Genomic DNA, 17,503 nt, shown 5'->3' with positions numbered 1-17,503 from the left:
AAGGTGGAAGATTGACGTGGGAAAAGTTAAGCGAGTGAAGTATTTTACTCAGGAGAAAAGAGATAAAATAAATCCTGAGAACATTAAGAAATACGAAAAGTATTTACGAAGCTCAATTATAAAAAACCGTGAAGTAGCTAACAGCACTTATTTGGTTTATAAAAACTATATGTCTCACTTCCTAGTATACCTATGCGAAGAATGGGATAATATTGATCTTTATAGTGAAGAGTTCATGGAAGATGCTGTAGACATTATGGAGGGGTTTATTGCTTTCTGTCAGGAAGTCTTATATAACAACAAGAAGGTAATAAATACTAAACTATCTACTGTTTCTAGCTTTTACTTATGGAGTCTAAAAAGAGGGTTGGTTGACAAACATCCTTTCGACAAGCAATTAGATCGTATGAAAGGCGCTTCAGACGAAAAGATAATCAGTTCACATTACTTAGATGAAGAGCAAGTTATGGAAATCACCTTAGCTTTGGATGAGGAAACTAAAAAATACGATATTCAAGATAGGCTTATCTGGGGTATTATGATTGACTCAGCCAACCGAGTGGGAGCAATTTCTCTATTAACCTTATCATCCTTAGATTTGGACAATATGTTATTTGAAGACATAAGAGAAAAACGAGGATACAGAGTTGAGGTTGTTTTCGAAGAATACACAAAAGCAATAATTGAAGAGTGGTTGGCAATGAGAAAAGAAATGGATGATCTTCAAGTGGACTCTCTGTTTATAACTAAATATAAAGGTGAGTACAGACCGATGACTAAGGGAACTATCCAAGCCAGAATCAAACGTATTGGAAATATACTTGGGATAGATGATTTTCGAAGTCACAGCATTCGTAAAACAACTCTCAACAATATTTACGAAGCTACGGGAGATTTGTCATTAGCAGCCTCTATGGGGAATCATAAAAGCGTAGAAACCACTAGATCCGCATATATTAAGCCTCAAACTAAAGCGGATGTCAGGGCTAAAATTGCCGAATTAAGAAAGAAGAAAAACGAGGAACAGATTAAAGATAAATAATACCATATAACACAAAGCAGTCAGTCCCTCTGATTGCTTTTTTGATTTGCTTAAGATGATCAATATCAAAACAAAAAATATTATACAACAAAATATCCATCCTCACCCTCTCCTTTATTAATCCCGTCTCACCATACCACTTACAACCACCTCACAACAACACAATATTTTTTCTTTTGATATTGATCCTCAATAGCCTATGCAATTTAATCTGCACAAACAACATTGCATCAACATCAATAACCAAACTCAAAACAGAAAGGAATGATAACTCAAACTATGGATTCTTTCGGAATTAAACTCACCACCACAGTGGATGGCAGTAGTATTCAAAGTCAACTCAAAGCAATATCTAAAAGACTCAAACCAATCAGAATTAAAGTTAACATGGATGATAAAGCACTAAAATCAATACGAACATTCAACAAAGAAATGAGAAACCTGAGAAACACCGCAACTGATACAGGCAAACAAGTCAACAAATCGCTCACACCTAACACAAAGAAGAGTCAAAAAGAAATAGACAATCTCAAAAAATCTGTCTCTCAAATGGGTGATTCACAGAAGAAGGCTGTTGAAGGAGTTACTGGTGCTCAGAGTAAGCAGAAGAAATCACTTTCTGAGGTTGTGCGTGGTTGGCAGAAACTGAATCAAGAAGTCACAAAGTACAATAAAAAAGGTGAAGCAGAAATCACCCAAAAGTACAGTAAACCTAACAGTGAAGATGTACTAACTGTTACAAAAACGCCAAAGGATGAACTCCTTAGATATAATATTGCAGAAAATCATCTCAAACTTGAAAAAAGACAACAAGCTGAAGCGTTAAAATCTAAATCTATTGCTGAGCAATTGATAGCTACACAAGAACGTTTACGACTCAAATTACAACAAATGGGTAACCAAGGACAACTTAGCGCACAATCACTATCTAGAATGGGAAATTCCGTCAACACAGCTAAATCTGTAGCACAACTTAACAAACTAGAAACACAACTTAAGAGAGTGGAAGCATCCTCTAAAAGCTTGCAAGCACAGAGGGCATTGGAATCCAGAGTAAACAATGCTAGAGCACAATTTGAAACAAACACCCAAAAACTAACTCAAGGTTTAGCAGGTAATATGTCACCCAAGCATACCGAGCAATTAACTAATCTGACTAAACAATATAATCGATTGAACTCACTAACACCTGATGTCATGAACAAAACCAAGGCATTGAGCAGACAGTTTTCTCTGCTTGCGGTTGATGTTAGAAAAGCTGACGCAGGTATGTCTCGATTTGCTGGTCAAACTGCATCAGCAATGCTACGTATTCCTATATATGCCGCAGGTATGGCAGCAATGTATGCTCCTATAATAGCTTTGAGAGATGCTCTACGACAGATTGTTGAGCTAGATTCACAGATGACTGTGTTGGAGCGTGTATCTAATGGAACAATTCAGATTAATGATGCTATGGAGAGCAGTATCGATATAGCTGAAAGATTAGGTAATACGATTGGCGAGGTAAATGAAGGCTTAATTGCATTTGCTAGACAAGGGTACAGAGGAACCGATCTGAGCGCTATAACGGAAGTTGCAACAGTTATGGGTAACGTATCAGATTTAACTGTAGATGACTCTGCAAGTGCGTTAACGGCTGCAATGAAAGGTTTTAATATTGAAGCTGAAGATAGTATAAGAATAGTTGATCAACTCAATGAAGTGGATAAATTTATTGTCCCATATGTCAGTGATGATATATTGCAAATCGCTTAAATTGACGGGAAACCCTTAAAGCTCAATCTACTAACCTATTGTGGAAACACGAGTAGGGGCTGAACTAATCATTCAGGTATAGTAAAAAAGATTGAGATACATAGGAAATCCGCAGGCAAGTCTCTACATAATAGAGGAAGCTTCAACGACTATAATAGCGAGTTCTCTATGAGAACGTGGGATAGTCTAAACCCTACAAATATGTCGAAAGACAGGGTATAAATTGAACAATTATAGTGTTACGACCCAACAACTAGCACAATCGATTCAAAAGTCCGCTGGAGCCGCGGGGACATACGGTAAACTCAGTGCCGCCTAATATGGAAATGTATTAGTGAATAATGTGTTAAATTCAGGAGAACCCCAGAGATTGGGCAATCGTGAGCCAAATCTGACCGTTGTCAGAGAGGTGCAGAGAACATAATACACCATCTTAACATGTAATGATGATGATGAAGGGATGTTCCGAACAACGTCACATAATCTAACAGAAGGCGTTGAGACAAGCAGAAATGACTTGTCCCTTCTATTTATTAGAAGAGTAACAATATTGATAGAATTGTCCAATCTCGTAGGATACACCACAGCCATCGGGCAAGTAACAAGGGAAAGTGGAAATATCATCGGTAAAATTTGCCGAGTTTAAACCCTTTTTAATTGACTTGGAACTCCTAACAGATGGTGCTGAGGATGACAGGGCGCAAGCAAAATTATATATTTGTGCAGCGTGAACGACTAAACATAAGGGACTGTAGCGTATTGTTGCAGTAAGCGATAGTCTGAGCATCTATGGAAACATAGAGAGTAAGGTTGAAGTGCCTTACCGCTATATGAATAACACTGTATAGTCAGTAACTTACTTAAAGTAAGCGAAAGTAACAGAACTGAATAGTTTAAAATCCATTTCTTCCCGTATCACATCCATCCAACCTGCAATTGACGCAATGGCTGCAATTGGAGTCAACGTTAAAGAATCATCTGGTGAAATGCGTACCGTAGATGATATCTTAGCTGATTTAGCAGGTAAATGGGATACATTATCGAAGGCTGAGCAACAGAATCTAGGATTGAAAATAGCTGGTAAACAAAACCTGCCAGCCTAGTCAGAAATGATTAGTAAACAACGTGTTAAATTCAGGAAAACTCTGGAGACAGACAATCGTGAGCGAAACCCTTTTTTAAAGGAGACGTGCAGAGACTTTAATACACTTTCTTAACACATCATGGTGAAGAAAAAGGGAAAGTCCGAACTACACAATAATCTAACAGTAAGGTGTAGAACCAATCAGAAATGGTTGGTCGCCATATTAGCTATGGTCAGTAACTCGTAAAGAGTGAAAGTAACAGAACACTTTATTACTTTACCGTAGTAAAGCAGAGGTATCAATTGAGTCGGTTCTTAGTTTTAATGGAACAATTTGACCAAGCTACAGCAGCATCGGCATCCGCAACAGACTCACATGGTTCAGCTATGCGAGAAAACGAAGCGTACCTAGATTCATATGAAGCTAAAATTAACAAAGTTAAAAACGCATGGACAGAAGCAATAATCGGTCTAGAAGAAGATGTACTTGGAGACGCAATAACCAACTTTACAAACGCAGCTATTCCAACACTTAATACTTTTACTAAAATGATTGATACTATAGGACTTTTAGCACCAGTGTTTGGTGTAGCAGGTGTAGCAATATTAGCATTCAGCTCCAAACTCAGAACCGCATCAATAACTAGTGGTACTTATATAGCCGATTTGATTAAAGGTATGAGAGCAGGAGACATTGCTATAGGAGCACATGTCAAATCCCATGGAATGATGCAAACTGCTATTCATGGCTCTAGTAGAGCTTTCTCCTCCTTCGCTAAAGTTGGCGCAGGAGCATTGCGCTTCCTCGCAGGTGCTGCTTTACCTATCGCTGGTTTTATGGCGCTTGGTGCTGCAATTTCTTGGGTCAGTGGCAAGATTGCAGATAGAAATAAAGCAATAGATGATTATCAAAGATCCAATGATCAGTCCATCAAATCAATACAAAGTGAAAAAGACAACATTTCTCAACTTGTGAGCGAATATGAAAAATTAGAGAATGTTGGAGAAAATGATAGAAATATTGAACAAGAAACACGTTATGTAGAATTACAAAACGAATTAGGTGATCTTCTCCCTACTGTTGTCAAATATGAGGATGAAAAGGGAAATAGAATCCTAGAGAACACAGGAATTGTAAAAGAACACATCTCCGCACTAGAAGAGCAAATAGCCTTCGAAAGAGATTTGGCTGCTGAATCGGCTGAGACCAATATAGCATTTAGCACAGAAAATATTGAGCAAGCCAGAGAAGAAATGAAAAAGCTAGAGGAAGATTTAGCCTACTACCGAGAAGAAATGGCTGAAGCTGTAAGTAAAGGCACTAACAAAGGCATGAAAGATGCTGAGTTCTGGGATAATATGATTGCTGGTGTGCAAGTCGATATGCAAGAGTATAGAGACACTGTAACCGGAGAATCAGAGAAAATCCAAGAAGCCTACGAGGCAATTGTGTATAAACAAGCTGAACTAGCTAATGTAGACTTAAACAACTCAGAGATTACTTGGCTTGGAAGCATGGTCAAGGAAGCAGAAATTGCCCAAGATGAAATTGGAGATTTTGCTAATAAAGTATCCACCTTAAAGAAAGAGTTAGGTGATGGTTACTCTCTTGATGGATTAGATATTAACCAACTTGAAAAATTAAATGAAGTGATTGGCACAGTGTCAACTGGTGCAATTGAATCGGAGGAATCTTGGGATTTACTAAGAGCCTCTCTAGTTGGTGCTGAATTTGATGCAGAAGAAGCCGATGAAGTTATTGGCATTCTTTCTGGCACACTGGACAAAGCCTCTATTTCTGCCGATGGCGCAGAAGAATCTACAGAAGGGTTTGCAAACTCATTAGAAAATGCGTCTGATTACGCTGACCATTTTAGGACAACCATGCTTGGTATTAGCTCTGACACCAACGAAGTGAATCAATCATTACTTAATTCATATCAAATTTTGCAAGAACTCGGTAAACAAACTGAACTAACCACTGCTCAAGAGGAAGAATATCAGAATGTCAAAGACAACCTGATCGCACAATTTCCTCATTTAGTCGAAGGCTCAAATTTAAATATTAAGGCAATGCAGAACGAAATAGCTGCAAATGAAGTCTTAAGTGAATCTACTGACTTACTAGCAAAAGGAAAACTAAGTTCGGAAGATGCTAAGACTGTTGCTCAAGCAATGGGCACTCGTGCAAGAATGGAAAGTATGAAAAAGGAAATTCAGGCACAATTTGCAGTAATTCAGGCACATGAAGAAGCTCAAAAAGCCTATAAAGAAGCCGCAAACGCCAATGTTGGATTAATGGAACGTGAGATGGCTGAAATGGAGATGATTCACAGTAGCGGAGCTGCCTCTAAAGCCAGAGGCACAATCTCCGAATTAAAATCTTCCATTGATGCATTAATGCCATCATATCAAAGCCAAATTGGCGCACTAGGCGAAGTGAATGAATCTTTAGCTAAGTCAAATAGTGCGTCCAGTAAAGCATCTGAGGCATCCGATAAAGCCTCTGAATCAGCTAAAAACATGGCAAAAGAGTATGAGAGCACTACTTATGTATTAGACAAATACGCTTTAGCTTTAGAAAACTTAAACTTGGAATTAGAGAAACAAAACTCTATTCAATCGAAATATCCTGAACACTCAAATCAATATAGAAAAGCACTTGAGAAAGAATTGGAGTTACTCAAGGAAAAGAAAACCTTAACCAAAGAACAAGCTGATGATTTAAGAAGTCAGATTGCTTCTGGGAATATTAGACAAACTGGAGTTGTCACTGGTAGCGACGCTAGTGGAACGTACACTGGAAAATATGCTAACGAGATCAACAAATCCGCACAAAAGTATGGTGTTAGTCCATTTTTAATTGCTTCCATTATACAACAAGAGTCCAGTTTCAATTCTAGAGCTGTGTCCGGTGCAGGCGCAAGAGGATTAATGCAATTAATGCCTGCAACAGCGAGAGAACTAGGTGTTAAAGATTCATTTAACCCTGCTCAAAACATTGATGGCGGCACTAAATACATAGCACAACAATTAAAGGCATTTGGTGGAGATTTAAACAAAGCTTTAGCTGCCTATAATGCTGGTGCTGGAAATGTACGTAAATATGGAGGTATTCCTCCATTTGAAGAGACACAAAATTACGTCAAAAAAGTAAATTCAAATCTTGAAAGTTTTGGCTCTGCGGTAGGAAACACCACTGCACAAGTAAAGTCTAGCAATTCTAAAATGAATGAAACTGCAAATTACTATCTTGACCAATTTACAACAACTTCTGGCTACGGTATGCGTAAGCACCCCACAAAAGGCACAAACAGAATGCATCATGGGGTAGACTTGGCAAATGGAAGATCTGGTGATGCTGTTAAAGCTTTGCGTAGTGGTAAAGTTACAATTGCTGGATATGATAAATCTGCTGGTAACTGGGTTGTTATTGAACAGGATGATGGCACTGTTGCTAAATATATGCATATGCTTGGTGACTTGCGTGTTAAAAAAGGTCAAAGAGTAGATGCAGGACAACAACTTGGACGAGTAGGTAGTACAGGAGACTCAACAGGAGCACACCTACACTTGCAGATTGATCGTAATGGGCAATCTATTGATCCAATGAAATACCTAGAAGAGCTCTCTAAAACGGCTGCACAAAGTCGAGGAAATGTAGAAGATGCTAGATCTTCCTTGGTAGGTTTGCAAGGCGACATGCTTTCCATAGATGATCAGATAGAAGAACTGTATTTTGCTATTGTTGAATCGCACTTAGCTGCATTCGACCATGCTAAAGCAAAACTCAATAAAGGATTAGCAGAAGTAGATTATTTTCAGTCTAGATATCATGAGAATTCTAACGCATGGGCAAAACAACAAGTCAAACGCGAAAAACTCATGCAGCAACAAATTGAACAACAAAAGAGCTCTATTAAATGGCTAGAAAGAGAAATCAAATCCAATAAGAATCTTACTGCCGCTCAAAAGATGCGACTAGATGATACATTACGTGAGCGTCAAATTGAAATGTGGAATATGGAACAACAAATTCTAGAACAGCGCATCAGCATGTATCAACGATTAGAAGATGTGGTTAAACGCTCACTTGAAGCACAAAAAGAAGTTGCTTTAAAAGCCGTAGATGATTTAATTAGTGAGATTGACGATAAAGAAAAAGAGAGAGAATATCAAAAACGTCTCAAAGATCAACAAGATAATCGTCAAGAGATATTAAATGAACTAGCTGAATTAGGTATAGATGACTCAGATGCTGCTAAAAAACGTATCAAAGAGTTAAATGAATCGCTACAAGAATCAGAAGAGGAAATTGATAATACTCAACGTGATAAAGCTATTGAGGATAGAAAGAAATCATTAAATGAAGAAAGAGAAGAAATCGAGAAAAATTATGATGATCTGATTAATGATGAGCAGGCATTTATGGATATGCGATCTCAGGTCATAGAAGGCAATACAGATAATATTAAAAAGAAACTCGATGCATTCTATAAAGATATTGGAACAATGACTGATCAACTTGGTAAAAGTGTTGTTAAGAATTTACAACGTGCTATCTCTCAAATTAACAACGCCTACTTCCCCAATGCTCAGGGTATAGATATACCTGAATTTGACGGGGGCGGAGGAGTAAAAGTTAAGAGTAGAGACGGTGGTTTAGCTGTACTTCACGATGATGAGTTTGTACTCAAACCAGACGACACTGAGAATATTCTTAACTCAGTTAAAATTAATCGAGATTTAATAGGACAATTCAACACACCTAATGTTCCTAGGTTGAATAGAACTGACGGAGACACAAGCAACGAAACCAATATCACTGTTCATGTTGCTAATTCTAGTGCGTCTAAGAAAGAGACACAAGACACTTGGGCAGCAGTTATAGAAGAAGCAAATAGAAAAGGCATTAAATTTTAAATATAAGAATACTGAGTCAGTCTATTTGGGCTGGCTCTTTTAAAATTGTAGGTGGTGTTTTATACATTGATTAGAGAAAGCGAACATTTTCATTTTGCAGGGAGAAAATCAACTGATTTTGATATTCGTAATGTATCCATAGCAAGTGGCATGTATAACGAGCAAGTAGTAGCATCAAAAAATATCAATGAGGTACGTATTAGGGGTAGAAAAGAGCCTTATTTTGTAGACACAACAGAGGAACCAACGACAATACAACTGCGTTTTGCATTTTCCAGAACATGGGATGACAGATTAATTGATGAAGTGATTAGATGGCTAAACATTGATTATTACCAACCATTGTTTTTCAGTGCAGATGTAGACAGGGTTTTCTATGTGATTCCTGTCAATGGAATAGAATTAATTCACAACGGATTAAAACAAGGATATTTGAATCTTACTATGCGTTGCAATTCCAGTAAGAGTTATAGTCATGATATTACCACGCCCGTATATCCAACTGACTCAAATGAACTAACAGAAAGCACAAATATTGAGTTAAATAATTACGGACATTTTTCCACTTATCCAGATATTTGGATCGAGAAAGTAGGAGATGGAGATATAACGATTTTTAACCGCACAAATGGAAATCAAGAATTTACATTTAAGAATATAGACAAAGGTGAAACATTATTTGTGGATTGCACCAATGAAATTATTACAACCAATAAAAAAAGAGAACACAGGTATGATGATTTCAATGATAACTATTTAGAGTTAGTATATGGGAAAAACTTATTAACTTTAACAAATAATGCAAGATTTCAATTCAGATATAGATACCTGTTTTCTTAGGTCGGCAAAGAAAGGAGAGTAAAAATATTGTATACGATAGATAAGATTGAGCCAAAACAGTTGTCTTTATGGTTAGCTAAACCAGATAAGACAAAGATAGCCAAATTAACTACCAACAAGAAAACAAAACATATTAAAAACGAAACATTAACTCTTGATCATAATGATAGTATCAATGTAATAACTTTCACTGTCCCTTTTGAAGTTGAGCTTGATGTGAATAGCGGGCTTGTTAAAAATCCAGTCATAGACAAAATTAAAGAAAAATTTCTAGTTAAATCAATTTATGATAAGAAGGTTGAATGGTTTGTTGTACACAGGATCACCAAATCATCTAATGAATCTGATGATTTAATTGTTACTTGTTATTCGCTGGCTCACCAACTCACTAAGAAAAAAATGATTGGATATTTAGGCAGGAGTAAAAACTGTCTTATGGTGACACAAGATGTCTTAAGAGGAGAAGATTGGAAACCGGGATATATAAATCCTGAATTCAATCTAGTTTGGAGACAGTTTGACGTATCCAGTCAATCCAAACTAGATTTTCTTTATGAAATTGCAGAGACATTTGATGCTATTATTCGATTTGATTCTGTAAACAAAACAGTCAACTTCTACAAAGAAGAAGAGATTTCTTTTTATAAGGGGTTTTCAGTTGGTTACGGAAAATATATTCAAAACGTTGAGGAACATATTGATGCCAGTGAGATTGTAACACGCTTACATGTCTATGGCAGTGAAGGACTAACCATTAACTCGGTAAATCCTACAGGACAAAGATACATAGATGATTTTTCATATTTTCTGTATCCTTTCAGTATGGATGATGAAGGTAAAATCACATCTCATAGTGATTTCATGGAAGACGGCTTGGCTAAGTCATTGGTACATTACAACCAATTTGTTTCGGACAACAAAGATACGTTTCGAGATCTTTTGGAGGAAAAAAGAAGATTTCAACAAAATAGAACAGAGCAAGAAAATGAATTAACTCAATTGGAGTTAGATCTAGAGATTATCTTGGATAGTATTCAAGTAGCAAAAGAAACTAATCAGTCAACAACAGATTTAAAGAAACAGAGAGACCTAAAGAACACTGAAATAAGCGACAAAAAACAAATAGTGGACAGCCTCAATAGTCAAATCAATAATGTAGATGAAGAAATCCAAAAATGGAGCAACCTGCTAAAAATGGAAAATCATCTAACCATGTCACAAATGACAGAGTTATCCAACTTTGTACAAGAAGAAGAATGGACAGATAGCAATCTATATGACGAAAGTGATTTGTATGAAGCTGGACTAAAAGAACTAGCTGATAAGAATAGCCCGCCTATTGATATTACGGTTAGTTTGGTTAATTTCTTGCAAATGGTGAGTGAATCACACAACTGGGATCGATTTTCTATTGGAGATATTATTAGAATTAATCACGCAAAATTGGGAATTGATGTGAAAGCTACGCTATCTAAAATTGAATTTGATTTTGAGAATGCTGCTATCAATGTAACTATCTCAAACACCAAACGTTTAAATCAAAATAAGGATCAAGGATATAGAGTGTTATATACTATTGATAAAGTGGAAACAGATACCAATAAACGCAAGATTAACTGGGATAAAGCAGCGTATAATTTCAATTTGCGCAATGATAGAATATCAGAAAAACCAACTAGACCCACTCCCCTTTCTTTGGAGCACCAAGAGAATGATGATGGTTCAGTTAACTTAAATTTGAAGTGGGAATTTCCAGATTACAGTGACACTGATAAAAATGAAGATAATATTGATGGATTTGTGATCTACTTGCACCATGATACAGACAATGAGCCGTATCAATTTGGTTCAAAAATGGGCACAGAAGAAATGAAGGACGTGTCTTACGGTGCGAGATCACTTTCGTTCCCTTCAGTTCCTTCAAATCTATACTATACAATAGGAATTCAAGCTTACCGTCGTGTTGATGAGGATATCAACAGAGACGGTATTTTATTTTCTGACATCGTTCGTTTTAATGGGGTGGAAAAAGAGGATGGGGAATCTGATCCCGGCACTCTCTTTTCTTTAGACTCGACAACCAGCAATGTAGCAAGCAACTCCAATCAAGATTTTAATGACCCTCTCTCTATTCCTTATCAACCTAGCACAGATGTAAATGTGATTGGTAGAATAAATGGCTCCAAGTATACAGTTGGAGATGAGCCTGAACTCCCCAATGTAAATGATGTATGGATTAGTATGCAAGACTTTAAGACTAGGATTTGGGACGGAGAGAATTGGTCGATTGATACTGAGCTTGGTGATGAAATTACACGAATAGAAGATATTATAAACAGTAATACAGAGATGTCCGAAGAGACATTAGAAAAACTCGAAGACGCAAAAAGAGAAATTAGAGATGCTGAGGATAGAATCAAGGAGGCTGAAGACGAGCTTGAGCAAGGCGACAAAAGAATTGGTGAAGCAATTGAGGAGCTTGAACGCCTTGATCAAGAACTGATAAATGCTAATTTGATTATAGATCAAGCCAATATAGATTTAGGTGTACTTGATGAAGAATTGCGGAAAGCGAACGTTGAGATTGATAATGCGAAAATACGTATTGGTGATGCTGAACAGGAGTTAATTGATGCTGATTTAAGGCTAGATACTGCCGAGCAGGATTTGATTAATTTAGGTGACGATTTAGCAGGTGCTGAAACTCGATTAGGCAACGCTGAAACTGATCTAGGTACTGCGAAAGAGGATATTATTACTGCAAAAGGGCGCATTGATACCGCAGTGACTGATTTAGATACGTTGGAAACAGACTTAGGCAATGTAAGAGATGATGTAGCTGATAAGGTTGATTTGTCTATTTATAATTCCAAAATAACTGATTTGACGAATGATATTGCTTCTAAAGTTGATGGGGATTGGGTAAATGGCAGGTTAAGGGTTGCTATTGATGATATAGAAATCGGCGGTAGGAACTTAGTAATAGCGGATGACGTTGAACCGCAGACATGGATAAATTCAGATGGAAGTGTAGTTACTGAAAACAACGCTTTTACTACTGGGCTTATAGCGGTTGAAGGTGAAGGTACTCTTACTTCCACCCAAACGCATCCCGAAATAACCACCGCATCAGCCATAAGCGAATATGACGAAAACAGACAATTTATAAGAAGGATAAGTAACAATAGCGGGAAAGTATTTACTTATAATTTGGGGGAGAATACACGTTTTGTTCGGTACAGCGGAAAAAGTCCAGCTGGGGATTATGAAGAAGGTATTAAACTCGAAAAAGGCAACAAAGCCACAGACTGGACGCCAGCACCAGAAGATATATTCGCAGACATCGACATCAAGGCTGATTTAGATAATGTCTACATCAAAGCAGACATTGACGACATGTTTGATAATACCGTATCGCTTACAGCATATCAGACTGACCAAGACAACTATGTACAGCGATTTGTAAACTACGAAACAAACATATCCCAAACATGGGATGCTATCAATTTAAGAGTAACAGAGGAGACTTACAATGCGCTTGAAGGGCGTATGACAGGCGCAGAGGGTCGCATTAACACAATCGCGGGTCAAGTAGAACTAAAGGCTGAAAGCTCTGTTGTGGAAGGGCAGCAGACTTGGATTAGTACAGCTACAGTCGATATTAATGCTTTGAAAAATGATATCACTTTAAAGGTCGAACAGGCTGATATTGATGGGGCTATTGGGGATTTGGAGATTGGTGGAAGGAACTACTTCAGACCGTCATTAGTTAATAACCTAGCGTTATCTGGAACAGTTGTTGAATCAAGTGCTTATAGGGGCTACACGCTGCCCGTTGTCGCTGGTGAGGTATATTCCATATCAAGAGAAAACCTAAGTAACAATAGATTCAGAGTTGTATTTACTGAACAACAACCAGATGATGGCGTTGAGTATATAGGTGGTGCAATTACTAGGGATACTTCATTAAAAATTGAAAATATTACAGTACCTAACAGCGGAAATTACATGTTGCTTTATTTATCTAATCAAAGTGATAAAATACCTAAAGTACAGATTGAAAAAGGAAACAAAGCCACAGACTGGACACCTGCACCTGAAGATCACGCAAGCTATACCAGATCACAAGTTAAAATACTGGAAGATGCGATTGAGTTATCTTATGTGAAAGATGATGAACTAATCGCAGGAATCCGAATCGGAGACGACAGAATCAATGGAGCCAACGTAGAGATTACAGGCGATACGCTTATAAAAGGTAGCATATCGGCACCAGATGCAACATTCCTTGACCTGACAACCAGACGTATGACAGCGATTGAAACGACTATCCAAGACTCAACAATAACAGGCACGCTCACAGCGACTAACTCAGTCATCGTAAAAGGTACTTTTAACGACATCATAGCCAACAGAGCTACTTTAGCAAATGCGACTGTCACAGGCACTATCGGAGCCGACAATGCGATATTTAATAATGCGACTATGCAGAGTATGACAGCTATTAGTAGCACCTTTGAAAATAGCACAGTTACTGGTACTTTGACTGCTACGAATACGACGATACTGCATGGCACGTTTGATACAGCCACGATTGTTGATGCTACGATTGAGGATAGTACAGTCACAGGAACACTTTCTGCTGCAACGGCTGTTATTTCGAAAGGTACCTTTAATGACATAATCGCAAATCGAGCTACTTTAGCAAATGCGACTGTAACTGGGACTATTGGTGCAGCTAATGCAACGTTTACGTCTGCTACAATGAGAGACATGACAGCTATTAGTGCAACTTTGCAGAGCAGCACAGTAACAGGTACGCTTACTGCCGCCAATGCTACTATCTTAAAAGGCACATTCGATGAAGCTACAATTGTTGATGCGACTATAGAAAATGCCGTTATCACAGGCGAGCTAGTTGGTGTATCAGGTGAGTTTGTTGGTAGTTTAGTTACATCAGGGCCGACTGGTTTTGTGACCATTGAAAATGATACCGTGACATCATCAAGCCCTGTTACCATGTTTGGAACATCCGAAAAAGTTAATATGTTTGGTGGTATTGTCTCCCTTGTTCAGGACAATGGAGGGGAAATTGGCGGTCAGGCCATGTTTATTAGACGTAATGAAATAGAAACAACCACACCATTGCGCATAAGATCTCCTGAACTATCACTATTAGGCGGTAATATTATCAATTTCGCCAATGGATCATCCATAGATAATACAGGTAGCAATGCAAGGTGGAGAAGAACTAACTCAGACTATATCATGCAGAACTACCTGGGGGATGTTCAGTTTTACAAATCAGGAGATTTGTTTGCAAGGTTTACTACAGTAGAATCGTATGATCATGGATGGATGACTATGGGAAAAACAGGCTTGAAAATGTTAAACGGTTCTTCTTCTCAGATGCAAGTTCGGAATTTAGCAGACACAGCGTATACAGGGATTACTGGCGGTGTAATTTCCGGTTCTGATATTGTTGATCGGTCACAGAGAGAGCTAAAGAAAAACATTGAGTTATACCAAGGAAATGCCTTAAAGGAAATATTGGATATTAATGTTCAATGTTACAACTTAAAGGAAGACGAAGATTGGGAACGTAAGCGATTAGGTGTAATTGTTGATGAAGCACCACTTGAAATAATTACTGATAAAGGGGAAGGTATCTCAGCTTACGCAATGGTCTCCTTAGTTACAAAAGGGGTTCAACAGTTTCATGAAGACTATAAATCAGAAATAAAAGCGCTAAAAGAGCGAATCAGAATCCTAGAAGAATCAAGATAACTAATTAAAATTCACAGCTAAGGAGAGAAAATAAATGATGGAGAAGTATGAATTTAGCGAGACAAATTCTATGCCAGTAGAAGAAAACGGTGAGCAATTTAGGAAGGTATATTTTCGAGGAATTGATCCAGCACGGGAGCTAGATGTTAATGGACACATCCCTAAGGTTCCTGTTACAGAATATTTTCAGGCTGGTATAGATGGCACAATTGATGACTTGATAAGAACTTTCGTTGTAGATAAACTAACGGTATCAACCGCCTAGTCAATACATAGCAACACAACTATAAAGAGTCTAAGAGTAATTCTTAGTCTCTTTTCTTTTGCAATAAATTAAGAAAGGAGATGATTTGGTGGACACAAGAAAAATTTATGGTGATCCTATAATATCACAAAAAAGAAAAGGAACACATATTGACCCGTTTAGAAAAAAATTTGAATCATTAGCTGTTGAAAAACACTATGTAATTCTTTCCGAGGTTCCTGTTAAGTTTGAAAGAGTTAAAGTTTCTTTCAATAATGTGGATTTATATGAGGTTGAGGACGAGTTTTTATCCGAGAATACATTCAATGTAGACTATGTTAATGGCATTGTTTACTTCCATGAGTCTCAAACAAGAAAAACTTTAGACTTTGAATACATGGGTGAAGGTGTACTGTTATTCCCAGATTCTAGAATATACCTCACAAACGACTTAGAATTTCCAAACGTAAGAGATAAATTTTATGATGTTGACAGAGGTATTCTTGAACAAAGAAATCGTGTCGATACGTTAATAAGAGAAAACCCACAACCTAGTGAATTAGTTGATATACGTATTGATAGAAATGGAACTGTATTTGATGTTGCAAGAGATAGGATAAATGCAGAACAAAAGAAGATAGAAGATGCCTATGTTGATACTAAGGCATTTAGACATCCTTCTTTGAAGGCAAGAATTGATTCCATACAATTGGCACATGAAGAACGACTAGATGACATGGACGATTCTGTGACTGACATCTGGGCAGAGTTTGAATTAATTCCGGGAAAAATATCTTTTGAAGTAGGTCAAATCACTACAGGATTAGATGACAGAATCACCTCTTTAGAGACTACTATGACGCTACTTCCGGGTGAATTTGAACTGAGGGTTAAAGGTGTAGAAGAGGAGTATAATGGAAGGGTCTCTGTTCTTGAATCCAGTATTTCAGTGATTCCGGGAGAAATCGATTTAAAGGTCAATGCTGACGATGTCATTTCATCAATTAACTTATCACCAGAAGAAATTGTTATAGACTCTAACAAAATTAAATTAGTTGGCGCAGTAGATGTGTTAAGTGATATTACTGGTGAACTTGGAGTTATTAATGCTGGTGAAATTAACACTCTGATTATGAATGGTACAAATAGACAGATATACTTTGGTAATGACAATGTTGACAACTTTGACGGTAGGATTGATTATATTGAGCCTTTTATGAGACTTCAAAAGGATAGATATACATACTATGCTGTTAGGGCGGATGGTGCAGAATTGGGTGGACAGTACTCAAATAGAATCCACAATATGTTTGTAGGTGGAATACCCATGTTTTCGTTTGGTTACGATCCTGTTGATGGTCATAATCATAGGACAATTACATCAGGAAACTCGATATTGAAGTTTTTAAATGGTGACACAATTGCATTGCAAGTGAGAAATGGGCGTGATGATGGTTATGCTGAAATACATGCCAGTGAGTTTGTGACTGGTTCACAGAGAAAAACTAAAGAAAATATCAATATGTACAACAAAAGTGTGCTAGATAATATTAAAAATACTCCTGTATATACTTTCAAAAGAAAATCAACGGATTCATTTACATCACTACAAGATAGATACCACTTAGGGTTTATGCATGAGGAAGTTCCAAATTTCATGAAACGTGGTGAAGGTGTGGACATAGTTGGTGCTATTGCCACAAACTTCAGAGGTACTCAGGAGTTAATTGATAGGGTTGAATTATTGGAGGATGAGATTACCTACCTAAGAAAAGCGTTAAACTCTCAATAACCACAGTTTAATTAATTTTTCACCGAATTAAAG

At 37.4% G+C, this 17,503-nt stretch carries 8 protein-coding genes; all 8 read left to right on the top strand.

Features of this window, described 5'->3' with window-relative positions:
- Positions 1–16 precede the first annotated feature (16 nt).
- Positions 17–1,042: a tyrosine-type recombinase/integrase gene (locus tag CIL05_RS06780; RefSeq protein WP_095654765.1), complete on the top strand. Its 1,026-nt coding sequence runs from the start codon at positions 17–19 to the stop codon at positions 1,040–1,042.
- Positions 1,043–1,321: 279 nt separating this feature from the next.
- Complete coding sequence (locus CIL05_RS06775) at positions 1,322–2,800, top strand: phage tail tape measure protein (protein ID WP_165769057.1); 1,479 nt, start codon at positions 1,322–1,324, stop codon at positions 2,798–2,800.
- A gap of 884 nt (positions 2,801–3,684) precedes the next feature.
- Positions 3,685–3,903: a phage tail tape measure protein gene (locus CIL05_RS21815; protein WP_107505448.1), complete on the top strand. Its 219-nt coding sequence runs from the start codon at positions 3,685–3,687 to the stop codon at positions 3,901–3,903.
- 305 nt (positions 3,904–4,208) lie between these two features.
- Positions 4,209–8,807 carry a transglycosylase SLT domain-containing protein gene (locus CIL05_RS22775; RefSeq protein WP_133065293.1) on the top strand — a complete coding sequence of 1,533 codons (4,599 nt, stop codon included), beginning with the start codon at positions 4,209–4,211 and terminating at the stop codon, positions 8,805–8,807.
- Positions 8,808–8,873: 66 nt separating this feature from the next.
- Positions 8,874–9,647, top strand: coding sequence for a phage tail domain-containing protein (locus CIL05_RS06765; RefSeq protein ID WP_095654762.1), 774 nt, complete (start codon positions 8,874–8,876; stop codon positions 9,645–9,647).
- A gap of 27 nt (positions 9,648–9,674) precedes the next feature.
- On the top strand, positions 9,675–15,434 hold the full coding sequence (locus CIL05_RS06760; protein ID WP_095654761.1) for a DUF7359 domain-containing protein: 5,760 nt from the start codon (positions 9,675–9,677) through the stop codon (positions 15,432–15,434).
- A gap of 34 nt (positions 15,435–15,468) precedes the next feature.
- On the top strand, positions 15,469–15,699 hold the full coding sequence (locus CIL05_RS06755; protein ID WP_095654760.1) for a hypothetical protein: 231 nt from the start codon (positions 15,469–15,471) through the stop codon (positions 15,697–15,699).
- 88 nt (positions 15,700–15,787) lie between these two features.
- Positions 15,788–17,470: a tail fiber domain-containing protein gene (locus CIL05_RS06750; protein ID WP_095654759.1), complete on the top strand. Its 1,683-nt coding sequence runs from the start codon at positions 15,788–15,790 to the stop codon at positions 17,468–17,470.
- The last annotated feature ends 33 nt before the right edge of the window (positions 17,471–17,503 follow it).

The sequence above is a fragment of the Virgibacillus profundi genome (assembly GCF_002287375.1).
In the GTDB taxonomy this organism is placed as follows: Bacteria; Bacillota; Bacilli; order Bacillales; family Amphibacillaceae; genus Virgibacillus_K; species Virgibacillus_K profundi.
This window is presented reverse-complemented; position numbering and strand designations above follow the sequence as displayed.

What these genes read in the sequence shown, in the direction of transcription:
- CIL05_RS06775 (WP_165769057.1), top strand. Translation starts at nt 1,322, where the DNA reads ATGGATTCTTTCGGAATTAAACTCACCACCACAGTGGATGGCAGTAGT.
- CIL05_RS22775 (WP_133065293.1), top strand. Translation starts at nt 4,209, where the DNA reads ATGGAACAATTTGACCAAGCTACAGCAGCATCGGCATCCGCAACAGAC.
- CIL05_RS06755 (WP_095654760.1), top strand. Translation starts at nt 15,469, where the DNA reads ATGATGGAGAAGTATGAATTTAGCGAGACAAATTCTATGCCAGTAGAA.